Raw genomic sequence first — 23,585 nt, 5'->3', positions numbered from 1 at the left:
GATCAAGGCGGCCAGGAATCAAGCAGCCAGGAATCAGAACGTCAGCACACCCCGCGCCAGCCGCCCCCGCCGCATGTCCTCCACCGCCTTCGCGAAGTCCTCGATCGCGTACGTCCGGGTCACCAGCTCGTCCAGGAGGAGACGGCCCTCCGCGTACAGGCGGGCGTAGCGGGCGATGTCGCGTTGCGGGCGGGCGGAACCGTAACGGCAGCCCATGATGGACTTGTCCAGGTACATCGACGCGACCACGAACGACGCCTCGGCGGCGGCCGGCGGCACGCCGAGCAGCACCGCCTGCCCGTGCCGGTCGAGGAGGTCCACGGCCTGCCGGACCAGCCGCGTACTGCCCACGCACTCGAAGGTGTGGTCGGCGCCCGTAGGCAGCACGGTCCGCACGGCCTCGACGATGTCCGGCACCGCCGACGCGTCGACGAAGTGCGTCGCCCCGAACTGCCGCGCCACCGCCTCCTTCGCCGGATTGGCGTCCACCGCGACGATCACCGAGGCACCGGCCAGCCGGGCGCCCTGGAGCACGTTCAGCCCGATGCCGCCCGCGCCGATGACCACCACCGTGTCCCCCAGTCCCACCCGCGCGCGGTTCAGTACGGCGCCGACCCCGGTCAGTACGCCGCACCCGATCAACGCCGCCGAGGTCAGCGGAATCTCCCGGGCGATCCGCACCGCCTGCACGGCCTTGACGACCGTGCGCTCCGCGAAGGCCGAGTTGGACGCGAAACCGTACACCGCCCGGCCGCCGTGCCGGAACGGCTTCCCGGGCCTGCCGATCGACGCGCGGCACATCGTGGGCCGGCCGCGGTCGCACTCCGCGCACGTCCCGCAGTTGGCCAGCGTGGACAGCGCGACATGATCTCCCGCCGTTACGTGTGTGACCCCGTCCCCCACCTCCTCGACCACGCCCGCACCCTCGTGCCCCAGCACCACGGGCACCGGATAAGGAATCGTCCCATCGACCACTGACACATCGCTGTGGCACAGCCCCGCCGCCCGGATGCCGACCAGCACCTCGCCCGGCCCCGGCCCCCGCACCTCCAGGTCGTCCACGACCCGCGGCGGCTGCCCGCCCTCGAAGATGACGCCCCTCATCAGCGCTTCCGCCCTCCGTCGAGGCCGAGCACACGCCCGGCGATGATGCCGCGCTGGATCTCGTCCGAGCCGCCGTAGATGGTGTCGGCCCGGCTGAACAAGAAGCGCCGCTGCGCCGCGTCCAGTTCGTACGGGGCGTCAGCCGACCAGTCACCGGGGCCGGACGCCGCGCCCGCCCCCCGTACATGCATCGCCAGCTCCCCCAACCGCTGATGCCACCCGGCCCACAACAGCTTCGCCACACTGGGCGTCCCCGCGTCACCGGCGGCGGGCCCAAGGGTGCGCAACGCATTCCAGCGCATGACGCGCAGCTCGGCCCACTGCCGCACGAGACGGTCCCGCAGTACGGGATCGTCCACCGCACCGTTCCGTACGGCCTCTCCGATCACCTCGTCCAACTCCCGCCCAAAGGCGACCTGTTGCGCAAGCGTGGACACGCCACGCTCCAGCGCCAGCAGCCCCGTAGCCACCCGCCACCCGTCCCCGGGCCCCCCGACCACATGCTCGGCCCGCGCCACCGCACCATCGAAGAACACCTCGTTGAACTCGGCCGTACCCGTCAGCTGCCGGATCGACCGCACCTCGATCCGCCCCGGCTGATCCATCGGCACCAGCAGAAAGGACAGCCCCCGATGCCGACGCTCACCCGGATCGGTCCGGGCGAGCACAAAGATCCAGTCGGCCTCACGCGCCAACGAGGTCCAGATCTTCTGCCCGGTGATCCGATAGACATCCCCGTCCCGCACAGCCACCGTACAAACCGCCGCCAGATCGGACCCCGCCCCAGGCTCGCTGTACCCCTGGCACCAGAGCTCTTCACCACGTGCGATGGACGGGAGGAAACGATCCCGCTGCGCGGCATCCCCGTACGCGATCAGCGTGGGAGCCAGCAGATTCTCACCGATATGCCCCACCCGCTCCGGCGCCCCCGCAGCCGCATACTCCTCCGCCCACACCACCTGCTGCGCAAGCGTGGCCGCCCGATTCCCGAACCCCCCGTAAGCCCGACCCCACCCAATCCCAACCCACCCACCCCGCCCCAACTCACGTTCCCAAGCACGCCGGACAGCCCAGTCCTCAGAGCCCCGCCCCGAGTCCCCACCCAGATGCTCGGCCAGCCAGCAACGAGCCTCCTCCCGAAAAGCCGCGTCTTCCGTACCGAACGAAAAGTCCACCGAAAGCCACCCCCTCACCTGAGCCCCGACCACCTCTCCCCCTCCCACCCACGGAAGGGGACGGGCCGGAGCGGCCTGCCGCGCAGGCCCGTCCCCGAACCTGACAGCCCCGCGCAGCGGCCACCGCCCGCCGCAGGCGCGAACGGACCGGCAGCCGAAACCGAACCGCCACCGACGAACCGGACAACCGCGGGGCCCAGCCCCCGCTACGCATTGGGCCGCCGCCCCTCGGCCGCCGCCGCGGCCATCCCCTCCACCCTCTCCAGCAACGGCATAGGATCCACCCCCACCGCCCCCGGCAAAACCTCCGCGACCTTCTCCGGCGTCCACCCACCGTCCACGTAAGCCGAGCGCAGCTCCCTCGGCTGGGCCCACACCGCGATCTTCGGCCCGGCGACCGTATAAACCTGCCCGGTGATCCGCTCCGCGGCGGCACGCTCACTGAGCAGATAGACGACCAAAGCCGCGACGTCCTCGGGCTCGCCGATCTCCGTCAGCTCCGTCGGCACACCGGCCGACATCCGCGTGCGGGCGACGGGCGCGACCGCGTTGGCGGTCACCCCGTACCGGCTCAGCCCGAGCGCGGCACTGCGCACCAGGGAGATGACGCCTCCCTTGGCCGCCGCGTAGTTGGCCTGGGAAACGCTGCCCTGGTGGTTGCCGCTGGTGAAGCCGATGAGCGTGCCGGACCGCTGGCGGCGCATCACGGCGGAGGCCGCGCGGAAGACGGTGAACGTGCCCTTCAGGTGGGTGGCGACGACCGGGTCCCACTCCTCCTCGGTCATGTTGAACAGCATCCGTTCGCGCAGGATGCCGGCCACGCAGACCGCGCCGTCGATGCGCCCGTACCGGGTGAGCGCCGTGTCCACGACGCGCCGGCCGCCTTCCATGGTGGACACGTCGTCCGCCACCGCGACCGCCTCGCCGCCGGCCTGTTCGATCTCCTTGGCCACCGCCTCGGCGACCTCGCTGCTCGGCTCGGAGCCCGCGACCGAGACCCCGTAGTCGTTGACGACCACCCGGGCGCCCTGCCCGGCGCAGGCGAGGGCCACCGCGCGCCCGATGCCGCGGCCCGCGCCGGTGACGGCGACCACCTTGCCGGCCAAGAAGTTCCCCATGCCGCGCCCCTTCCCGGAGTTCCTGACGGCCCGTTAGATTTTTGAGCAGACCGCTACCGAGCACAAGACCCGGAACACCCGAAGACCGTGAGCGCCCGGCGGCCCGGGACATCGAACCGGCGCCCAGGGGCCATGCACACCCCGAGGAGGGCCCATGCCGCTGCCCGCCGAGTTCCACGACCTCGCCAAGCGCGTGAACAACTGGGGCCGCTGGGGCGCGGACGACGAGATCGGCACGTTGAACCTGCTGGCGCCCGAGGTCGTACGGGAGGCCGCCGCCACCGTGCGCACCGGCCGCCGGGTCCCGCTCGCGCTGCCGCTGCGGCAGGACGGCGTACAGACCGGCCTGATACCCGGCCGGATCAACCCGCTGCACACCATGACCGCGATCAATCAGGAGCCGTTCGGGCCCGGTACGGTCGCCACCTCCGACGACGCCGTCACCATGGGCCTCCAGGCGGGCACCCACTGGGACGGCCTCGCGCATGTCTCGCACTCCGGGCGGCTCTACAACGGGCGCCCCGCCGCCTCCGTCACCGCGCATGGCGGCGCCACCGCCCTCGGCATCGAGAAGGCGCCTCCGATCGTCTCGCGCGGCGTACTGCTCGACGTGGCCCGCGTGCGCCCGGGCGCCGCCGGGCAGCCCGGACGGCTGCCCGCCCAGCACGCCGTCACCCCGGAAGACCTGGACGCGGCGGAGGAGTTGGCGGGGGCGACGGTACGTTCCGGCGACATCGTTCTCGTACGTACGGGGCAGATGGGCCACTACCTGGCGGGCGACCGGGACGCGTACGCCTTCCCGTCGCCGGGGCTGTCGATCCGTACGCCCGAGTGGTTCCACGCGCGGGATGTCGCGGCCGTCGCCAACGACACCCTCACCTTCGAGATCTTCCCGCCGGAGATCGACGGCCTCTGGATGCCCGTGCACGCGCTGCACCTGGTGGAGATGGGCATGATCCAGGGCCAGAACTGGAATCTGGAGGAGCTGGCGGCGGTCTGCGCCGAGGAGGGCCGCTACGTGTTCTTCCTCGCGGCGACGGCCGAGCCGTTCGTCGGCGGCAGCGGGAGCCCGGTGGCGCCGGTCGCGGTGTTCTGAGACGGGCCGGTCTTACGCCGCCATGCGGCGGACGGCGCCGTGCGGCAGGCCGGTCGCACAGGGGGAACCACCTGCCCCAGCCGGGCGGCGGCGCGCCCATGCGGACCCCGAGCGTCGCACCGCGGACCACCACCCGGCTACGGGACACGACCCGCACTCGCCGAGGCTCCGGCCCCCGTGGCCTCGGCGTCCCCTCGCGGCGAATCGCTCCACCCAAGCGTGATCACGCGAACACGCCACGTCAACATCTGGTCTGGACTTTCCTCCGGTTACGCGTGGTGCGGCAGGGCGCAGTGCGCGTCGTACCCGCCCAGGTCCGAGCCCGACGCCATCAGCATCGACCGGCTGCGGTCCACCTCGCACCAGATGCTCTTGCCGGCCCCCTCGGGCCGCCAGCCCCAGCGGTCCGCGAGCCCGTCGACCAGTTCCAGGCCGCGGCCGTTCGTGTCGTCACCGTCCGCGCGCCGGGGACGTGGCGCGCGGGCGCTGCGGTCCGCGACCTCGACCCGTACGGTGCCCACCGCGGCACCGGAGCCCGAGAAGCACATCCGCAGCTCGGCGGGGTTCCCGGTATGTACGACGGCGTTGGTGACCAATTCGGAGATCAACAGGATCAGCGTCTCCGCCAGCGGCTCGTCGGCCTCTATGCCCGACCCGGCCAGCCGCGACCTGGCCCACCTCCGGGCCCGCCCCACCTCCGAGGGGTCGGGCCGGACTTCCAACTGCACCTGAAGCACCTGCACCGCTCACACCATCCGAACCGGCGGACACATCGCCTCGCGCCTCATCGAGGTCACACTCCGTGACCCCGGTGAAGCACAGCATGGTTGACGTTCAGTCACCCCAACAAGCGCTTCGGGCATATTCCAGCGCAAGGGAGTATGCATGCTGCATACTGTGCGACGCGCTTTGCCGGGAGTCGAACAAGAGGGCCTTCCACCCCTCCTTAGAGGGCGAGCGGAGCGCATTCGGTATCCCGGGTCGGTCTCCACGACCCCACGGGAACAGTTGCGCCTCAGAACCACTCGCACCCAAGGGAGCGTACCGGAGCGCGGCCCCGACTCCCCCCTGTGACGAGTTACGCCTAGGACACAACCCGATATCGACCCTCCGTGACCGCTTGTGTGTACGGAATCCGACATTCCGCACACAATGCCCTACCCGGCGGCGTCATCGGCAAGAAGGGCCTCGGCGAGGGCTTCTTCCGCCTTTGCCCCGCTCTGCCATTGTTCGAGGCGCAACCACGCGCGTTTGAGATGCAGATGCACATCGGCCTCCCATGTGAAGCCGATGCCGCCGTGCACCTGGAGACAGTCCCGGGCGTTGCGCACCGCCGCCTCGTCGGCGAGAATCTTCGCTCCGATTACTGGGAGTGACTGTCCGGTGAGCGAAGCGGCATACACGGCACTTCGCGCGATTTCCACTCGTATCAGCATCTCGGCGCACAGGTGTTTCACCGCCTGGAACGCTCCGATCCGCACGCCGAACTGCTCTCGCCGCCCGGCGTGTTCCACGGCCATCTCGACCGTACGGGCAGCGCTGCCCAGCTGAAGCGCGGCGGTCAGCAGGGCGGCTTCGCGGCGCAGCCGGGTTATGTCCAGCGCGCGCGGCATACGACGCGGGTAGGACGCCACGCGCGCGAGCGGCGTAAGCGGATCGATGGAGCGGACAGACTCCAGGACGGGCCAGTCGGGCGCGTTCCAGTACGCGCGCGGGATTCCGTCCCCACTCCCGTCCTCACCGCCGCTTCCGCCCTCAACCAAGATCAACTCGTCGCAGTCCCCAGGGTGTTCCCACAGCCGCGCCCCGTCCGCCCCCACGTCGCACAGCCCCACCACCCGCTCCCCCGTGGCCGCGCCCGGCACCGTCCCCGCGAGGAGGTGCCCCGCCACCAGCGGCCCCGGCAGCAGCGCCCGCCCCGCCTCCTCGAAGACCAGCACCGCGTCCGGCAGCCCGAGGCCCACCCCGCCGTCCGCCTCCGGCAGCCGCAGCGCGAAGAACCCGGCCGTGCCCAGCTCGCGCCACAGCGCGCGGTCCAGCGCCGGATCGTCCACCGCCGCCCGCAGCCTTTCCCGCCCGAAGCGACGCGCCAGCAGGTCGCGCGCCGAAGCCTGCAAGGCCCGTTGATCGGCAGTGGGGCGCAGGTCCACGGGCCCGCTCACCGTCCCTTCGGCAGGCCGAGGATGCGCTCGGCGATGATGTCGCGCTGGATCTGCGACGTACCGGCGGCGATCGTGTACGAGAGGGACGACAGCCGGGCCGCCGTCCACTCCTGGTCCGCGTCCAGCGCGCCGGGCGCCCCCAGCACCTCGGCGGCCGCGTCGTACAGCTCCTGGCGGGCCTGCGAATAGCGCAGCTTGAACACCGAGCCGCCCGCCCCCGGCACCCCGCCCGCCGCTCCGGCCGCCCCGACGTTCCCCTGGATGAGCCGCCACAGCGCCGTGAACTCGGCGTTCAGCCGGCCCAGCCGGCGGCGCAGCACGGGGTCGTCCCAGCGGCCGTTCGCCCGTGCCGTACGGGCCAGCCGGCCGAGCGTACGGCGGCAGGCGACGACCTCGCCGACGAAGGCGGTGCCCCGCTCGAAGGACAGCGTGACCATGGTGACGCGCCAGCCGTCGTGCTCGGCGCCGACCCGGTTGGCCACCGGCACCCGCACCTCGTCGAGGAAGACCTCCGCGAACTCGGCCGGTCCGGCGAGCGTACGCAGCGGCCGTACGGTGATCCCGGGCGCGTCCATCGGCATCGCCAGCCAGGAGATGCCCCGGTGCCGGGGCGCGGCGGGGTCCGTGCGCACCAGCAGTTCGCACCAGTCGGCGATCTCCGCGTGGGAGGTCCAGGTCTTCTGCCCGGTGATCACGTAGTGATCGCCGTCCCGTACGGCGCGGGTGCGGAGCGAGGCGAGGTCGGAGCCCGCGTCCGGTTCGCTGAAGCCCTGGCACCAGACCGCCTCGCCCCTCAGGATCGGCGGCAGCCAGCGGGCGCGCTGCTCGTCCGTGCCCTCGGCGGCGATGGTCGGCCCGGCGTGCAGGAGGCCGACGAAGTTGGCGCCTACGTACGGCGCCCCGGCGAGCTCCGTCTCCTCCAGGAAGATCAGCCGCCGGGTGGGCGAGGCGTCCCAGTGCAGGCTGCCGTATCCGGCGTCGTACAGCCGCCGCTGCCAGCCGAGGTCGTACGCGCGCCGTCCCGGCCAGTCCAGCGGATCGGGCCGCGCGGGCAGCTCCGGGAGCGCCTTGGCCAGCCACTCCCGCAGCCGCGCCCGGAATGCCTCCTCCTCGGGCGTGTACGTGAGGTCCATCAGTCGAGGTCCAGTTCCAGCATGCGGATCGCGTTGCCGCGCATCAGCTTGTGGACGGTCTCCTCGTCCAGCCCCCGTACGTGGTCGAGGGCGACCTCCTTGGTGTGCGGGAACGTCGAGTCCACGTGCGGGTAGTCGGTCTCGAAGGTCGCATTGTCCCGGCCGACGACGTCGAGCGAGGCAACGCCGTGCTTGTCACGGAAGAAACAGCAGAAGATCTGCCGGTAGTAGTACATAGAGGGCGGCTCGGGGATCAGATCGCGTACGCCGCCCCAGGCGCGGTGCTCCTCCCACACGTCGTCGGCACGCTCCAGCGCGTACGGAATCCACCCCATCTGTCCCTCGCTGTACGCGAGTTTGAGGCGCGGGAACCGCACCAGCACCCCGCTGAAGAGGAAGTCCATCATCGACGCCATGGCGTTGTTGAAACTCAGCGACGCCTGCACGGCGGGCGGCGCGTCGGGGGACGCGGCGGGCATCTGCGAACTGGACCCGATGTGCATGTTGACCACCGTCCCGGTGTCCTCGCAGGCCGCGAAGAAGGGGTCCCAGTAGCCCGAGTGGATCGACGGCAGGCCGAGGTGGGTCGGTATCTCGCTGAACGTCACGGCCCGTACGCCGCGCGCCGCGTTCCGCCGTATCTCGGCGACGGCCAACCCGACGTCCCACAGCGGAATCAGACACAGCGGGATCAGCCGCCCGCCGCTGTCCCCGCACCACTCCTCCACCATCCAGTCGTTGTACGCGCGCACGCACGCCAGGGCGACTTCCTTGTCCCGCGCCTCGGCGAAGGTCTGCCCGCAGAACCGCGGGAAGGTGGGAAAGCACAGCGACGCCTCGACGTGATTGAGGTCCATGTCCGCCAGGCGCGCCTTCGGATCCCAGCAGCCCCGCCGCATCTGCTCCCGGGTGATGCCCTCCAGCGTCATCTCGTCCCTGGAGAAGCCGACGGCCGCGATGATCCGCTTGTACGGGAAGAGGTCCCCCTCGTACCGCCACCAGTCCGTCAGCGGCCCTTCCGGGTCCGTCGTGAACCTGTACTTCCCGCCGACGTACGCCAGCTCTCCGATCCCGGCGGTGAATGGCTTCGGCCCGAGTTCGCGGTACTTCGTGGGCAGCCAGGTCTCGAAGAGGTGCGCGGGCTCGATGACGTGGTCGTCGACGCTGACGATGCGCGGTAGCTCCATCTGGTTCCCCTCCCGCGGTTCCCCGGCCGGTGGCGGTGCCGGTGGCCGACGGGTCGCGGTGGACTGGAACTGACGGCCCGTCAGGTACGACGGTAGCCGCGGGCCTGGGGGGCGACAAGGTGGCGTACGGGGGCGGCGTATCGAACCGCCATATCGGGGGCGTACGGGTCACTCCTCGGTTTCGTACGCCTTTGGAGCGGGAGTTGAGCGCGCAGGAGTTTCTCGGGGGTTCTGCCCGGCGTCCGGGGCCGTGTCCGTACCGAGCACCGCGCGGACCGAGTCGCGTACCCGCGCACGCAGCCAGGTGTGCGCGGGGTCCGCCGCGTCGCGCGGGTGCCACGCCATCGCCAGCTCGACCGGGGGCAGCGGCACCGGCAGTTCCCTGGCGACCAGGCCGAGCGCGTGGATGCCGCGCCGGTACTGGCGCCAAGGGAGCAGTCCGGCCATGTCGTGCCGGCTGACCAGCATCAGGAGCGTGGCGGCGAAGGTGGGCGCGGTGACCGCGACCCGCCGGCTCAGGCCGTGACCGGCCAGCGCCTCGTCCAGGGGGCCGGTGGTCCTGCCGCGCCGCGAGGTGACGATGTGCCGCGCGGCGGCCACCCGTTCGGCGGTCAACTCGCCCTCGGCCAACGGGTGCCCGGGGGACATCACCAGTACGTGGTGATCGGTGGCCAGCCGCTCGGTCCGCGCTTCGGGAGGCAGCGGGCCCAGCACGCCCATCTCCAGGTCCGTACCGCCGTCCCGGAGCCAGGCGTGGTCCCCGGCCGGTTCGGCCAGGAAGCGCAGGGTCACCCCCGGCGCCGCCTCCTCCACACAGGAGACCAGGTGATCGCCGACGGAGGTGACCATGGCGTCGTTCGCGGTGATCGTGAAGGTGCGCTCCAGGGTCTCCGGCGCCAGGACGCCGGTGGGGGCCAGTACCGCCCGCGCCCGCCGGACCACCTCGCGCACCTCGTCGCGCATGTCCAGCGCGCGCGGCGTCGGCTGCATGGCGTGCCCGGCCCGTACCAGTACCGGGTCACCGATGGCCTTGCGGATCCGCCCCAGGGTCCGGCTCATCGCCGGTTCCGACACGCGCAACCGGTCGGCGGCGCCGGTGACCGAGCACTCCTCCAGCAGCGCGTCCAGGGCCACCAGCAGGTTCAGGTCCACTTTCGTCTGCACGAGAGGCATTCCATTCCATGCACGCGGCGCATTCGATTCATCAGTTGAATGCATTTGATGTTATTCCGTCGCGTTTCTACGGTCGTTCCGCCCCTTGCACGGAGGGGTTTTCGAAAGGGGAGGGCATGACCGCGCCGAACACAGAAACCACCGACGACCGGCGGACACCGGGCCACGTGCCGCGTTTGATGAACGCGAGCGTGATGGCGATCCAGGCCATGGTGGCCGGGGTGAACCTGGCCGTCCCGTCGCTCTCGGCGAGCGGGCTGCACCCCTCGTCGACGCAGCTCGTCTGGATCGTCGACGTGTACGTCCTGGTCTTCGCGGCGCTGCTGATACCGGCCGGGGCCCTCGGCGACCGGCTGGGCCGCCGACGTGTACTCATCGGCGGCCTCGCCGTCTTCGCGGCGGGCAGCCTCGGATGTGCGCTGGCGCCCGACGTGACCACACTCCTGGTCTTCCGGGCGGTCTCCGGCCTCGGCGCCGCCATGGTGATGCCCGCGACCCTCGCCCTGACATTGGCGGTGACGCCGCCCGCCGGGCGCGGCAGGGCGGTCGGCGCGTGGTCGGGAGCGACGGGCCTGGGCGCGCTGCTGGGCAATCTCGTGGCGGGCAGCACCCTCCAGTTCTTCTCCTGGCCGGTGTTCTTCGCGGTGTTCGTGCCGGCTGCCACGCTGCTCGCGGCCCTGGCAGCCGTGCACGTACCGGCCGACGGGGTCCGCGTACCTGTTGACGCAGCCTCCGTACCCTTCGACACCACCAGTGCCGCGCTCCTGGCCGCACCGGTCGTCACGCTCCTTTTCGGCCTGATCGAGGGCCGGGAACTGGGCTGGGCTTCGGTGCCGGTGCTGGCCGCGTTCGCCGTGGCGCTCGCCCTGGGGGCGCTCTTCGTCCGGCACGCGCTGCGGAGCGCGGCGCCTCTGGTGGACCCCCGGCTGTTCAAGCTGCCGGCGGTACGAGCCGGGACGCTCGGCGTGGCCGTGGCCTTCCTCGGCATGTTCAGCCTGTTCTACCTGAACGCCCAGTACCTCCAGTACGTCAAAGGGTTCGGCGCCCTGGCCAGCGGGCTGGCGATCCTCCCGCAGGCACTGTGCGTCAAGCTCGTCTCGCCACGGGCCGCGGCGCTCGGCGAACGCTGGGGCACGCGCCGCGTCGTCGCGCTCGGCATGGGGCTGATCGTCCTCGGGCTCGTCCTGCTGTCGCTGTCGACCGCGGACACCCCGTACTGGCGCTACCTCATCGGCCTCCTGACGATGGCCACCGGCATGGGACTGGCCACGCCGCCGCTCTCCGGCGGGATCATGAACGCCCTGCCCAGGAGCCGTGGCGGCCTGGGCTCCGGGCTGAACAGCACCGCACGGGAGATCGGCAGCGCGATCGGCGTCGCGGTGACCGGCACCGTCCTCACCGCGCGGTTCACCGCGGACCTGCCCGCCGCGGTCGCCGAGCGGGCGCACTCCGCCTCGGACGCGATGGCCGCCGCGGGCCGCCTCGGAGCGGCGGAGCACGCGTCGGCCGTCACGGCTTTCACGGACGCGATGGCCGTCGGGTACCGGACCGTCGCGGTCGTCGTCGCGGTGGGCGCGGTGCCCGTCCTGATATGGCGCGGTCGCCGCAACCAGCGTGCTTCACACACTAGTTGGGCCGATAAGACCCCGTAGCCTGCTCATACAGCCGGTCCACCTCGCGTCGTTCGTTGTCCGGGCCGAGGACCTGGATGATGTGGTAGCGGCCGTTGTGGATCATGGCGAGGTTGCGTACGTAGACCTGGCGGCCGCTGCTGTCCTGCCAGGTGAAGGTGCCTTCTGCCATCGCGGCCTTGCCTACGTCGATGCGGCGCAGGCCGGAGGAGCCGGACCAGCTGGATTCGCGGTACGGGGCCAGTTCGGGTTCCTTGTCCTGCTGGTAGGTCATCGGGTCGGTGCCGTAGCGGGACGTGGTGTCGCGGCCGGGCACGATCAGCAGTTCGTAACCGTTGCCCAGGTAGCGGATCTGGTTGCGTTCGTTCTCCCCGCGGCGCTGCCAGCCCTTGTGGACGGCGACCTGGAAGCCCTTCGGGTCCTTGCGGACCTCGAAGCCCTCGGCCAGGTCGGCCGGTTCGGTGCTCTGCGGCTGCCGCGCGCGTGAGCCCTGGTCGTCGGGGCGGCTGCCGGGGCCGCTGTCCGGCGGGGCGTTCTGCGTGCCCACCGAAGCCTTCCGCTCCCGGACGCCGGCCGCGCCGCGCTCGTCCGACCCGGCCTTCGGCATGAACAGCACCGCGTACAGAACCGCACCCGTCAGCAGCAGGAACACCAGCCCCACCAGCAGCCGCCCCAGCCGGCGCGGGCCGCCTCCGCCGTCCGGCGGTGTGGCGCCCTGGATGCGCCGGATCTGCTTGGCGGGGCGCGGCGGTCCGGGCGCGCGGGCCGGTCTGGGCCGGCGCGGGGGGCGGGCCGGTGGCGGGAGGGGCTGTTCGAAGTGGTGGGCCTCTTCGGGGTGGGGGTGGGCGGCCGACTGCGGCGGGAACGTCGCCGCCAGGTGAGGCGTGAGGACTTCCTGCTGCTTGGCGAGGGCCTCGGGGTGGCCCGGCTGGGCGTGGTGGGTGGCTTCCCGGTACGCCACGGCCTGGCGCTTGCCCTTCGGCTGCCGCGGAGGCTTCGCGGGGCGCGGCGGCCGGGACTGGCGCGCCTTCTTGTGCCGCCCCTTGCGGACCAGTTCGCCCCGGCGCCGCAGGATCGGCAGCCGCCGGGAGTCGGCGGGCCCCTCCAGCGACGGTACGGTCACGACCCGGCTGCCCACCTCGGGCTCCGGCGCCGTACGGATCAGCGACCTCAGCCAGCCGCGCAGTTCCTCGAAGTCCGGGCGGTCGGCCGGGTCCTGCCGCATCAGCGATTCGACGACCGGCCGCAGCGCGCCGCACTCCTCGGCGTACGACGGCGGCTCCGAGCACACCAGTTGCACCAGTTCGGCGGCGCTGTCCTCCGGATACGCGGAGTGGCCCTGCACGATGCGGAACAGCAGCGCGCCGACCGCCCACAGGTCGGTGGCGGGGCCGATCGGGGGCGCGAGCTGCCAGTTGGCGTGCACGGGGCCGGCCTGTTCCGGCGCCCAGCGTTCGGTGACGGGGCCGATGAGGTTGATGCGTACCTGGCGGGCGCGTTCGGCGGCCAGGGCCGCGCCGGGCCGCCCATAGGAACCGGAGCCGGAGCTGGAACCGGAATCGGCGGGAGTGTCGGGGGCCGGCTCCTTGGAGAGGGACGGCCGGGTGTCCGGTGCCGGTGCGGGCGGCTGTACGGGCAGGTGGTGGACCGGGCCGCCTCCGGTGCGCGGTCCCGGGCCCGGCAGGCTGCCGCCGTAGGCGGCGCTGCCCGGCTGTTCCGGCACCGACGGCGTGCCGATGTGATCGCGGTACGGGCTGAAGTGGGCGTCGGCGGGGTGTCCGGCGGACTGGCCGCCGGGGTGGCCGCCGGGGGAACCACCGCCTTCGGTGGGTGTACGAGGCGCCTCCGGCGCCGTACGGCCCGCCGCCGCCCGCGTCCCCGCCTGGTAGGCCGCGATGGCGCCCGCGCGCGCCCGGCGGGCGTCCGCCTCGGGCCGGGGCGCGGCGGCCTCCTCAGGAGCCCGGTCCGGCGCCGTGCCCTGCTGCGACTCCGGAGCCACGCCCTGGTGCGGCACCGGAGCCTTGCCCTGGTGCGACTCCGGCGCTATGCCCTGGTGCGACTCCGGCGCCGTGGCCTGTTGCCGCACCGGAGCCTTGGCCTGAGCCGACGGCCGCTCCTCCTCCCTGGGCACCGGGTCGTACCCGCACAGCGCCTCCTGCGCCGCGCCCGCGGCCAGGCCGGTCAGGATCGCGCGGCCGTCGTCGCAGATCAGGACGGTGCGGACGGTGATGTTGCGGTGGGTCCAGCCGTGCGCGTGCAGGGCGCGCAGGGCGGTGAGGAGGTCGGCGGCGACTTCGGCGGCGCGGTGCGGGGTGAGGGTGCGTTCGGCGAGGAGCGCGGCGAGCGGGCGGGCCGCGACGCGTTCGCTGACGATCCACAGGCTGCCGTCCTGGGCGAAAACGTCGAAGACCTGGTCCAGTTGCGGGTGGTCGGGCAGCCGGGCCGCGGCCGTCGCGGCTTCCAGGGCGCGGCGTACGGCGGGGTCGTGCGGCGTACGGTCGGCGCCGGCCGGCCGGTGTCCGTGGGCGCCCGGCGCGGGCCGCCCGGCAGCTCCCCCGGTGTCCAGCAGCTCCGCGTCCACGACCTCGGGCAGTGGCACCTGGCGCACCAGGACCTCCTGGCCGCTGTAGGTGTCGAAGGCGCGGGTTTCGGCGAATTCGTACTCGCCCGACGGCGGCACCGGCAGGCGGTAACGCTCGGCGAGCACTCTTCCCGCGTACTCGTCCACGACGCCTCCCCAGCGCGCGATTCACGCCGCCTGCCCGTCTTTGTCCGGGAGCGTCCGGCCCCACCGGTTACCCACGGTGGTCAAAACCGGTCGCATTCCTTCCGATTGCGGCTGCGTACGGTCTTCGGGGTCTCACGATACGTGCCGGAGGCGTGGGTTGAGGAGCGCTCCGGCCAACAGCTCTCCCACGACTTCGCCACCGCCCGGCGGCCGTCACCGCGCACACCGCGTCGGCCTGCGCACCTCTGCGGTACGGGCGCCGCGGAAGGTCAGTCCTTCACCTGGAATGACGCGAAAGCGGTGTCCCTCAGTTGGCGGCACTCCGCCGCGTCCCAGGCGTCCGCCTTGCAGGTGATCATGATCGCGTAGCCGTGCTGGTCGTCGGCGCGGAAGCCGCGGTTGAGCACGCGGACGTCCTGGCCGCCCTGCTTGCGCGTGAACGACCAGTCGGCGACCGTCGGGTAGCCCCGCCAGTCGACCGCCTTGATGTCGATGCGGTGGTAGTTCTCGCTGCTCCGGCCGACCGCGGGCTCCAGGCTGCGCCAGGCGGCCGCCGCGTCGCTGCCGGGCTTGGCGTTGTAGTCGATCTGGACGCGCGGGAAGCCGCCTCCGGCGCTGTATATGGCGCCGGAGTTTTGGCCGGCCGTGTCCGTCTGCTTCCAGCCCGACGGCAGCGCGACGGCGAAGTGGAAGCCCCCGTTCGACACGGTTCCGTACCCCTGCGGCAGGCCCGCCTTGCCCTGGCCGGCACCGCCCGGCTTGCCGCCCTGGGTGCTCCGGCCGCCCGGTTTGCCGTCCGTCGGCTGCGACGCGGCGCCGTCCGCACCCTTCCCCGAACCGCCCTTGGAGGGGTCGGCCTGGCCGGTGGCGGCCGTGCCCGCGGCCTTGCCGCCGCCCTTCTCATCGTCACCGCTCAGCGCGAAGGCCAGCACCGTGCCCAGGACGGCGAGCACCACGACCACCGCGGCGATGACGAGCGTGCGGCGCGGCACGACATCGGTGACGGACGCCTTCGGCGGGCCGGAGGGGCGCGTCCCGCCGTCCGGCCTGGATTCCGGCCGGGCTGCCGCGGCAGCGGCGGTCGCCGCCTTGCGGACCGCCTGGAGCGCGTTGCGGACCTTCTCCTTGGCGCTCTCCGACTCGAAGCCGGTACGCCCGGCGGAACCGACCGCGGTCGGCCAGTTCTTCGGCCCGTTGGTCGAGTCGGTCCGCGACTGCCCGGTGGTGGTGCCGCGCGTCGTCGAGGCGGTGGACGGCTTGGCGCCCGATCCCGTGCCCGTACGGGAGGTGTCCGTGAGCGGGGCGGAAGCGGAGGCCGCGCGGGCGCCCGGCACGCTGCCGCGGTCCCTCTCCGGTGCGCGTCTCTCGTCTTCCTTCGGGCGCGGCTTCGGCTTCCACTGCGGGCGCGACGACGAGGGCTTCTGGTCCCGGTCCTTGTCGCGGGCACGGTCCTTGGCCTTCGCCGAAGACTCTTCCGGGACGACCGGCAGCGCCATCGCGCGCGTGGCATCCGGAGCGGGCGGCTCCGGTCCGGTGTCCTCCGGCGCGTTGGCCGCGTCCAGGAGCAGCGCCCGCGCGCCCCGGTCGTCGAGGCGCGCCGCCGGGTCCTTCACGAGCAGCCCGTAGATGACCTCTTCCAGCGGGCCGGCGCTCTTCGGCGGCTCCAGCGGCTCGGTCATCACCGCGGTCAGGGTGGCGATCGCCGAGCCCTTGTCGTACGGGGGGACGCCCTCGACGCAGGCGTACAGCAGGCCGCCCAGCGACCACAGGTCGGCCGGGGGGCCGGGCTTCTGGCCGCGCGCCCGCTCGGGCGATATGTAGGACGGCGCGCCGACGAGCATGCCGGTGGAGGTCAGCGAGGGGTCGCCCTCCACCTGGGCGATGCCGAAGTCGGTGAGCACGACCCGGCCGTCGTCGGACATCAGGACGTTGGAGGGCTTCACGTCGCGGTGCAGGATGCCCTCGCGGTGCGCGGCGCGCAGCACGTCGAGGACGGCGAGGCCCACCTCCGCCGCCCGGCGCGGCGTCAGGGGGCCGTCGTCGCGCACCACCTCGGCGAGCGAGCGGCCCTCGACCAGCTCCATGACGATCCACGGGCGGTCGTCCTCGTCGACCACGTCGTAGACCGTGACCGCGCCGTTGTTGCGGATCCGGGCGATCGCCTTGGCCTCCCGCAGCGTACGGGTGATCAGCCGGCGCTTCTCGTCCTCCTCGACCCCGCCAGGGAAACGCAGTTCCTTGACCGCGACCGTACGGCCGAGCACTTCGTCCGTTGCGCGCCAGACCGTACCCATTCCGCCCCGGCCGAGGACTTCGGCGAGCCGGTACCGGCCGGCGAGCAGCCTGCCCTCCTTGCCGTCCATCTCGACCTCGTCGCCCACTGAATCCCCTCTGCAATCCAGCCGAGTTGGCATCTCGAACACGCGTCGATCACCAAACTGGCCCAACTCGGACAACCCACCCTGGCGGAGCCTTCATTCTCTCTCATCCGCGCCTGTGGGGAAGGCCAGGGTCCACGACTCGGCGCCTGTTGTGCACCCGCCATGATGGCCCGTACGGGCGGCGCTGTCGCCGACGAGGGCCTCGTCGGCGCGGTGCGGCCGGGCTCCGCGACCCGAACACGAGGACAGGAACGAGGTCGGAAACGACGATGTGGCGCACCCCCACCGCCGCCGTCCGGACCGTTGCCACCGGCCGGATCACGCCCCTCGTCCGCACCGCGTACGCCGGAGCCCGGGGCCCGTCCCGCGTCTCCCGGCGCCTGCCCGCCCTCGCCGTCGCCCTGGCGGTCCTGGCCGCACCCGCCGTCACGTCCTGCACCTCGCTCCGGGCCCCGCAGCACCTGGGCGCGCCCGCGGCCCTCGCCCCGCCGCCGGACCGGACCACACCCGCGCTGCGCCGGCTGGTACGGGACGGGGCGCCCGGCGCCGCGGCGCTCAGCACCGTCGGCGGCCAGGCGTCCCGCTTCACCGCCGCGGGCGTCGCCGACCTGAAAAGCGGACGGCCGCCGCGGCGCGCCGACCACTTCCGCGCGGGCAGCCTGACCAAGCCCTTCGTGGCGACCGTGGTGCTCCAGCTCGCCGCCGAGCACCGGCTCCGGCTCCAGGACCCGGTCCTGCCCCGCCTGCCGGACAGCCTCCGCGCCGCGGCCGGGAGGTACGCCGGTGAACTGTCCCGCGTAACGATCCGCCAATTGCTGAACCACACGAGCGGCTTGTTCAACTACACCCGCGACCCGCGGCTGGCCCACCAGCTGTACGGCAGCGGCTTCCGCGCCCACCGCTACGACACGCACACGCCCGCCGAGCTGCTGCGCACCGCCCTGCGCCATCCGCCGACCGCGCCGCCGGGCGCCCGGTACGCGTACTCCAACACCGATTACCTGCTTCTGGGCCAGGTCATCGAACATGTCACCGGGCATCCGTACGCCGAAGAGGTGACGCGGCGCATCGTGCGCCCGGTACGGCTTTCCGGTACGTCCTTCCCCGGCACCGACCCGGCCCTGCCCGAGCCGCACGGGCGCGGCTACTCCGTCGTCGGAGCGCGCCGGATGGACGCCACCGCCCTCGATCCGAGCCGGGCGGGCGCCGCGGGCGAGATGGTCACCACGCTCGGCGACCTCAACCGGTTCTTCGCCGCGCTCCTCGGCGGCAGGCTGCTGCCGCCGCGCGAGACGGCGCAGCTGCGCAGCGCGCGGCGGGCGGACGACGCGTACGGCCTGGGTCTGTACGCCGTCGAGCTGCCCTGCGGCACCACCGTGTGGGGGCACAACGGCGACATCAACGGCTCGTACGCGCAGACCGCCGCCACGGCGGACGGCCGCCATGTGCTGAGCCTGCACATCAACACGGACACCCGGGCGGCGGCGGACCGGGCCGTGTCCGTGCTGACGGCGGAGTTCTGCCGTCAGCCGGGCAGGGGGGCCGCCGGATAGGCGCGAGGCCCGTCAGAGAGGCACGATGTCCGGCGCCCCCAGGCGTGCCGCGTCGGCCGTGAGGTCATCCGGCTGCCGCTGCGACTCCCGTTCCGCCTCGACCCGCTTCTCGTAGTGCTGCACTTCGCGGTCGATCTGGTCCGCGTCCCAGCCCAGCACCGGCGCCATCAGCTCGGCGCATTCCCGCGCGCTGCGGGTGCCCCGGTCAAAGGTTTCGATGGAGATGCGGGTGCGCCGGGTGAGGACGTCGTCCAGGTGCCGCGCTCCTTCGTGGGTGCAGGCGTAGACGATTTCGGCGCGCAGGTAGTCGTCGGCGGCGGCGAGCGGCTCACCGAGCGCCGGGTCGGTGACGATGAGGTCGAGGAGTTCGTCGGCCAGTGCGCCGTAACGATTCAGCAGGTGTTCGACGCGCACCACGTGCAGGCCGGTACGCGCGGCGGTCTGGGCGCGGGCGTTCCACATCGCCTTGTAGCCCTCCGCTCCGACGAGCGGCGTGTCCTCCGTGACGCACTCGGCCACCCGCTGGTCCAGCGCGTGGACCGCCTCGTCCACCGCGTCCTTGGCCATGACGCGGTACGTCGTGTACTTGCCGCCCGCGACCACCACGACGCCCGGCACCGGGTGCGCGACCGTGTGCTCGCGCGACAGCTTGCTGGTCGCGTCCGACTCGCCGGCCAGCAGCGGGCGCAGGCCCGCGTAGACGCCCTCCACGTCGTCGCGGGTCAGCGGCGTCGCGAGCACCGAGTTCACGTGCTCCAGCAGGTAGTCGATGTCGGCGCTGGACGCGGCCGGGTGGGCCTTGTCCAGGTCCCAGTCCGTGTCGGTCGTACCGACGATCCAGTGCCGCCCCCAGGGGATGACGAACAGCACGCTCTTCTCCGTGCGCAGGATCAGCCCCGTCGTGGAGTGGATGCGGTCCTTCGGCACGACCAGGTGGATGCCCTTCGACGCCCGTACGTGGAACTGGCCACGCTCACCGATCAGGGCCTGCGTGTCGTCGGTCCACACGCCGGTCGCGTTCACCACCTGGCGGGCCCGTACCTCGTACTCGCCGCCCGCCTCGACGTCCTGCACCCGGGCGCCGACGACGCGCTCGCCCTCGCGCAGGAAGCCGACGACCCGGGCCCGGTTGGCGGCCTCGGCGCCGTACAGGGCGGCGGTCCGTACGAGGTTCATCACGAAGCGGGCGTCGTCCACCTGCGCGTCGTAGTACTGCAACGCGCCCACCAGGGCGTCCTTCTTCAGGCAGGGCGCCACTCTGAGGGCCCGCTTGTGCGAGAGGTGCCGGTGTACGGGCAGGCCGCGGCCGTGTCCCGAGGAGACCGACATGCCGTCGTAGAGCGCGACGCCGGAGCCCGCGTACCAGCGCTCCCAGCCCTTGTGGGTGAGCGGGTAGAGGAACGGGACCGGCTTGACCAGGTGCGGCGCGAGCCGTTCCAGGAGCAGCCCGCGTTCCTTCAGCGCTTCGCGTACGAGCGCGAAGTCCAGCATCTCCAGGTAGCGCAGCCCACCGTGGATGAGCTTGCTCGACCGGCTCGACGTGCCCGACGACCAGTCACGTGCCTCGACCAGTCCGGTGTCCAGCCCGCGGGTCGCCGCGTCCAGTGCCGTACCGGCACCGACCACCCCGCCGCCGACCACCAAAACATCCAGCTCCCGTTCCGCCATCCGTGCGAGCGCTTCGGCACGCTGGGCCGGTCCGAGTGTCGCTGTCCTCACCGCTGCCTCCCGCTGTGGTCGGGGTCACACTCCCCGTCCGTCGATTCTGGCCGCGCCACCGGCCCGTATCCACCCTCCGGCGACCGGGCAACACCCGGCCGCCGCAATCCCCATTCTGGGCCAAATGTCCGCTTAGTCTATTTATGTTCTTATGCTTCACCGCCCCATCCGGAACCGCTCGGGAAGGACGGCAGCCAGCCATGCCCGCAGACCTCGCCGTCATCGGACTAGGCCATATCGGTCTCCCCCTCGCCCAGGCCGCCACCGCCGCCGGCGTCCGCACCATCGGCTACGACCCCGGCCCGCCGGCCGCGCCCGACGCGCCCGCGCCCGCGGCGGCGCATCCACCCGCCGCGCACGGCCCCCTCACCGCTCCCGAGATCCGCCGGCTGCTCGCGGCCGGATTCCGCACCACCGACGATCCCGCCGCGCTCGGCCGGGTCCGTACCGCTGTCATCTGCGCCCCCACCCCGCTCGGCGAGGACGGCGCCCTCGACCTGTCCGCGGTCGCCGACGCCGCCCGCGTACTGGCGGCGCACCTGCGCCCGCACACCACGGTGATCCTGGAATCCACCGTCTACCCGGGCACCACCGAGGAATTCCTGCGCCCCCTCCTGGAAGAGGGCTCCGGCCTGACCGCGGGACGCGACTTCCACCTCGCCCACTCCCCCGCCCGCCACGACCCCGGCAGCCGCGCCCACCGCTACGGCAGCACCCCGAAGGTCATCGGCGGCCTGACCCCCGCCTGCACGGAAGCCGCGGCGGCGTTCTACGGGCGGCTCACCGACCGGGTCGTACGGGCCCGCGGGCCGCGCGAGGCGGAGACGGCCAAGCTGCTGGAGACCAACTACCGGCACCTGAACATCGCGCTCATGAACGAGATGGCGGTGCTCTGCCACGACATCGGCGTCGACCTGTGGGACGTCATCCGCTGCGCCGAGACCAAGCCGTTCGGCTTCCAGGCGTTCCGCCCCGGCCCCGGCGTCGGCGGCCACACCGCGCCGATCGACCCCAACTACTACTCCTACAAGGGGCGTTCACTGGGCTACCCGCTGCGCCTGGTCGAGCTGGCGCAGGAGGTCAACACCCGGATGCCGCGCTACGTCGTACAGCGCTGCGCCACCCTGCTCAACGAGCACGGCAAGTCGGCGCGCGGCGCCCGCGTCCTGCTGCTCGGCGTCACGTACAAGCCGGACATCGGCGACGAGGAAGGCTCACCGGCCCGCGAAATCGCCTCCCGGCTCATGGAGTTGGGCGCGCACATCACGTACCACGACCCGTACGTCCACCAGTGGCAGGTCCTCGGCCGGCCGGTCCCGCGCGCGGACGCGCTCTACGAGGCCGCCGCCGGGGCCGACCTCACGCTGCTCCTCCAGCACCACCGCACGTACGACCTCCAGGGCCTGTCCGTGAAGGCCCAGCTGCTGCTGGACACCCGGGGGGCGACGCCGACCGGCGCGGCGCACCGGCTCTGAGCTCGGGTTCCGGGGCGCTTTCCGATACCGCCCGGACGTTATTTCATGTGGACATGTCAGACCGGTCTGTTAATTTGTGACCGCGCACCGCATCTGTGCGCATCCATCACGCCGACCGGTCCCCGGTGCCGCACGGGCACCGCGACGGTCTCTCCCGGGGGAAATACATGAGCCAGCCCTGGCCGAACGCGCCTCAGCAGCCGCAGCAGCCCCACCAGCCGCCGCAGGCTCCGTACGGCGCTCCCGCACCGGGCGGCTTCCCGGCACCGATGGCCCCGCCGGCCGCGCGCCGCGGCAACGCCGGACTGGCCGTCGCGCTCGGCGTCGTCACCACGCTGGTCGCGGCCGGTGTGTACGGCGCGGTGCTCAAGGCCGTGGACGGCGCCTCCATCGGCTACGCGGCGCTCGCCGTCGGCGCGCTGATCGGCGCCGTACTGGGCAAGGTGGGCGGCCGCAGCGCGGCGCTGCCGGTGGTCGGCGCGGTGCTCGGCCTGGCCGGCCTCTACCTCGGCCAGGTCTTCGGCGTCGCCCTGATCACGGCCGACATCCTGCACATCTCGGTCCTGGAGACCGCCTCCAGCCAGTTCGGCCTGGTCCACGCGGCGTGGAAGGCGTACCTCGGCCCGATCGACGTGGTCTTCTACCTGCTGGCCGGGGCCGGCGGCTTCCAGGTCACCAAGAAGCTGGGCGGCTGACCGCGGCCGGACGGCCGGCGCGCCATACGAAAGGGCCCGGACCGCACGGGGAGTGCGGTCCGGGCCCTTCGCCGTCTGCGGATGCTTTGACGGCTACGGATGCCTCAGCGATGCCTCAGCGCTTGTCGTGCTGCGACGGCGCGACCGTCACCTCGACCCGCTGGAACTCCTTCAGCTCGGAGTAGCCGGTGGTCGCCATCGCCCGGCGCAGCGCGCCGAAGAAGTTCATCGAACCGTCCGGCGTGTTCGAGGGACCGCACAGGATCTCCTCGGTGGTGCCGACCGCGCCCAGGTCCATCCGCTTGCCGCGCGGCACGTCCGGGTGGACGGCCTCCATGCCCCAGTGGTGGCCGCGGCCCGGCGCGTCCGTGGCGCGCGCCAGCGGCGAGCCCATCATCACCGCGTCCGCGCCGCAGGCGATGGCCTTGGGCAGGTCGCCCGACCAGCCCACGCCGCCGTCCGCGATCACGTGCACGTAGCGGCCGCCGGACTCGTCCATGTAGTCCCGGCGGGCGGCGGCCACATCGGCCACCGCGGTCGCCATCGGCACCTGGATGCCGAGCACGTTACGGGTGGTGTGCGCGGCGCCGCCGCCGAAGCCGACCAGCACACCCGCCGCGCCGGTGCGCATCAGGTGCAGGGCCGCGGTGTACGTGGCACAGCCGCCGACGATCACCGGGACGTCCAGCTCGTAGATGAACTGCTTCAGGTTCAGCGGCTCGGCGGCCGAGGAGACGTGCTCGGCGGAGACGGTGGTGCCGCGGATCACGAAGATGTCCACGCCCGCGTCCACCACGGCCTTGGAGAACTCGGCGGTGCGCTGCGGCGAGAGCGCGGCGGCGGTGACCACACCGGAGTCGCGCACCTCCTTGATGCGCTGCCCGATCAGCTCTTCCTTGATCGGCGCCGCGTAGATCTCCTGGAGGCGCTTGGTGGCCGCGTCGCCGTCCAGCTCCGCGATCTCCGCGAGCAGCGGCTCCGGGTCCTCGTAGCGCGTCCAGAGCCCTTCCAGGTTCAGCACGCCCAGGCCGCCCAGCTCACCGATGCGGATGGCGGTCTGCGGCGAGACGACCGAGTCCATCGGGGCCGCCAGGAACGGCAGCTCGAAGCGGTAGGCATCGATCTGCCAGGCGATCGAGACCTCCTTCGGGTCGCGGGTGCGCCGACTCGGTACGACGGCGATGTCGTCGAAGGCGTACGCCCGGCGGCCGCGCTTGCCGCGCCCGATCTCGATCTCAGTCACGTGTGTGGCCCT

General features: G+C 72.5%; 17 protein-coding genes. 5 read left to right on the top strand and 12 right to left on the bottom strand.

What is annotated here, in order from left to right; all coding sequences use genetic code 11:
- Positions 1-33: 33 nt before the first annotated feature.
- From CP984_RS22640 to CP984_RS22630, 3 genes are all read right to left on the bottom strand, one after another.
- Complete coding sequence (locus CP984_RS22640; RefSeq protein ID WP_003983154.1) at positions 34-1,104, bottom strand: Zn-dependent alcohol dehydrogenase; 1,071 nt, start codon at positions 1,102-1,104, stop codon at positions 34-36.
- Entirely contained in the window at positions 1,104-2,279 is a 1,176-nt protein-coding gene (locus CP984_RS22635) for an acyl-CoA dehydrogenase family protein (RefSeq protein ID WP_030191195.1), read from the bottom strand. Before CP984_RS22635 ends, CP984_RS22640 begins: the two co-directional genes overlap by 1 nt.
- A gap of 206 nt (positions 2,280-2,485) precedes the next feature.
- Positions 2,486-3,397: an SDR family oxidoreductase gene (locus tag CP984_RS22630; RefSeq protein WP_003983152.1), complete on the bottom strand. Its 912-nt coding sequence runs from the start codon at positions 3,395-3,397 to the stop codon at positions 2,486-2,488.
- A gap of 154 nt (positions 3,398-3,551) precedes the next feature.
- On the opposite strand from CP984_RS22630, the gene CP984_RS22625 reads away from it, so the two are divergent.
- Complete coding sequence (locus CP984_RS22625; protein ID WP_003983151.1) at positions 3,552-4,493, top strand: cyclase family protein; 942 nt, start codon at positions 3,552-3,554, stop codon at positions 4,491-4,493.
- A 269-nt stretch (positions 4,494-4,762) separates the two neighbouring features.
- Here CP984_RS22625 and CP984_RS22620 read toward each other — a convergent pair whose 3' ends face one another.
- The 5 genes from CP984_RS22620 to CP984_RS22600 all read right to left on the bottom strand — a co-directional run bounded on the left by CP984_RS22620 (position 4,763) and on the right by CP984_RS22600 (position 10,148).
- Positions 4,763-5,236 (bottom strand): ATP-binding protein, encoded by a 474-nt coding sequence (locus CP984_RS22620; RefSeq protein ID WP_003983150.1) that lies wholly within the window; start codon positions 5,234-5,236, stop codon positions 4,763-4,765.
- Between the two features lie 414 nt (positions 5,237-5,650).
- On the bottom strand, positions 5,651-6,655 hold the full coding sequence (locus CP984_RS22615; RefSeq protein ID WP_003983149.1) for an acyl-CoA dehydrogenase family protein: 1,005 nt from the start codon (positions 6,653-6,655) through the stop codon (positions 5,651-5,653).
- Complete coding sequence (locus tag CP984_RS22610; protein WP_003983148.1) at positions 6,652-7,788, bottom strand: acyl-CoA dehydrogenase family protein; 1,137 nt, start codon at positions 7,786-7,788, stop codon at positions 6,652-6,654. Before CP984_RS22610 ends, CP984_RS22615 begins: the two co-directional genes overlap by 4 nt.
- A complete protein-coding gene (locus CP984_RS22605; RefSeq protein ID WP_003983147.1) occupies positions 7,788-8,975 on the bottom strand; it encodes an amidohydrolase family protein in 1,188 nt (395 codons plus the stop codon). The genes CP984_RS22610 and CP984_RS22605 overlap by 1 nt, the downstream gene beginning before the upstream one ends.
- A gap of 168 nt (positions 8,976-9,143) precedes the next feature.
- A complete protein-coding gene (locus CP984_RS22600; protein WP_030184549.1) occupies positions 9,144-10,148 on the bottom strand; it encodes a LysR family transcriptional regulator in 1,005 nt (334 codons plus the stop codon).
- 116 nt (positions 10,149-10,264) lie between these two features.
- Between CP984_RS22600 and CP984_RS22595 the strand changes: the two genes are divergently transcribed.
- The gene (locus CP984_RS22595) at positions 10,265-11,800 is read left to right on the top strand and encodes an MFS transporter (protein WP_003983145.1); all 1,536 of its coding nucleotides are present in this window, start codon (positions 10,265-10,267) and stop codon (positions 11,798-11,800) included.
- Here the strand turns inward: CP984_RS22595 and CP984_RS22590 are convergent.
- A complete protein-coding gene (locus CP984_RS22590) occupies positions 11,775-14,507 on the bottom strand; it encodes a protein kinase (protein WP_030184551.1) in 2,733 nt (910 codons plus the stop codon). The genes CP984_RS22595 and CP984_RS22590 overlap by 26 nt on opposite strands.
- Positions 14,508-14,776: 269 nt before the next feature.
- The gene (locus tag CP984_RS22585; protein ID WP_003984485.1) at positions 14,777-16,888 is read right to left on the bottom strand and encodes a serine/threonine-protein kinase; all 2,112 of its coding nucleotides are present in this window, start codon (positions 16,886-16,888) and stop codon (positions 14,777-14,779) included.
- A 269-nt stretch (positions 16,889-17,157) separates the two neighbouring features.
- On the opposite strand from CP984_RS22585, the gene CP984_RS22580 reads away from it, so the two are divergent.
- Positions 17,158-18,441, top strand: a complete 1,284-nt coding sequence (locus tag CP984_RS22580) for a serine hydrolase domain-containing protein (RefSeq protein WP_003984486.1) — start codon at positions 17,158-17,160, stop codon at positions 18,439-18,441.
- Positions 18,442-18,453: 12 nt separating this feature from the next.
- Here the strand turns inward: CP984_RS22580 and CP984_RS22575 are convergent, their stop codons facing one another.
- A complete protein-coding gene (locus CP984_RS22575; RefSeq protein ID WP_003984487.1) occupies positions 18,454-20,160 on the bottom strand; it encodes a glycerol-3-phosphate dehydrogenase/oxidase in 1,707 nt (568 codons plus the stop codon).
- 200 nt (positions 20,161-20,360) lie between these two features.
- Here CP984_RS22575 and CP984_RS22570 point away from each other — a divergent pair, with 200 nt between their 5' ends.
- Both CP984_RS22570 and CP984_RS22565 read left to right on the top strand, forming a co-directional pair.
- Positions 20,361-21,635 (top strand): nucleotide sugar dehydrogenase, encoded by a 1,275-nt coding sequence (locus CP984_RS22570; protein WP_003984488.1) that lies wholly within the window; start codon positions 20,361-20,363, stop codon positions 21,633-21,635.
- A gap of 167 nt (positions 21,636-21,802) precedes the next feature.
- Positions 21,803-22,330, top strand: a complete 528-nt coding sequence (locus CP984_RS22565; protein WP_003984489.1) for a hypothetical protein — start codon at positions 21,803-21,805, stop codon at positions 22,328-22,330.
- 115 nt (positions 22,331-22,445) lie between these two features.
- Here the strand turns inward: CP984_RS22565 and CP984_RS22560 are convergent, their stop codons facing one another.
- On the bottom strand, positions 22,446-23,573 hold the full coding sequence (locus tag CP984_RS22560) for a GuaB3 family IMP dehydrogenase-related protein (RefSeq protein WP_003984490.1): 1,128 nt from the start codon (positions 23,571-23,573) through the stop codon (positions 22,446-22,448).
- Positions 23,574-23,585 lie beyond the last annotated feature (12 nt).

The organism is Streptomyces rimosus, assembly GCF_008704655.1.
In the GTDB taxonomy this organism is placed as follows: domain Bacteria; phylum Actinomycetota; class Actinomycetes; order Streptomycetales; family Streptomycetaceae; genus Streptomyces; species Streptomyces rimosus.
Note: the sequence above shows the minus strand (reverse complement) of the source record. Positions and strands in the feature narration are given on the sequence as shown.

Excerpts from the sequence above, each read along its gene's own strand:
- CP984_RS22595 (WP_003983145.1), top strand. The coding sequence starts at position 10,265 with ATGACCGCGCCGAACACAGAAACCACCGACGACCGGCGGACACCGGGC.
- CP984_RS22570 (WP_003984488.1), top strand. The coding sequence starts at position 20,361 with ATGCCCGCAGACCTCGCCGTCATCGGACTAGGCCATATCGGTCTCCCC.
- CP984_RS22625 (WP_003983151.1), top strand. The coding sequence starts at position 3,552 with ATGCCGCTGCCCGCCGAGTTCCACGACCTCGCCAAGCGCGTGAACAAC.
- CP984_RS22610 (WP_003983148.1), bottom strand. The coding sequence starts at position 7,788 with ATGGACCTCACGTACACGCCCGAGGAGGAGGCATTCCGGGCGCGGCTG.
- CP984_RS22630 (WP_003983152.1), bottom strand. The coding sequence starts at position 3,397 with ATGGGGAACTTCTTGGCCGGCAAGGTGGTCGCCGTCACCGGCGCGGGC.
- CP984_RS22565 (WP_003984489.1), top strand. The coding sequence starts at position 21,803 with ATGAGCCAGCCCTGGCCGAACGCGCCTCAGCAGCCGCAGCAGCCCCAC.
- CP984_RS22580 (WP_003984486.1), top strand. The coding sequence starts at position 17,158 with ATGTGGCGCACCCCCACCGCCGCCGTCCGGACCGTTGCCACCGGCCGG.
- CP984_RS22600 (WP_030184549.1), bottom strand. The coding sequence starts at position 10,148 with ATGCCTCTCGTGCAGACGAAAGTGGACCTGAACCTGCTGGTGGCCCTG.
- CP984_RS22640 (WP_003983154.1), bottom strand. The coding sequence starts at position 1,104 with ATGAGGGGCGTCATCTTCGAGGGCGGGCAGCCGCCGCGGGTCGTGGAC.
- CP984_RS22605 (WP_003983147.1), bottom strand. The coding sequence starts at position 8,975 with ATGGAGCTACCGCGCATCGTCAGCGTCGACGACCACGTCATCGAGCCC.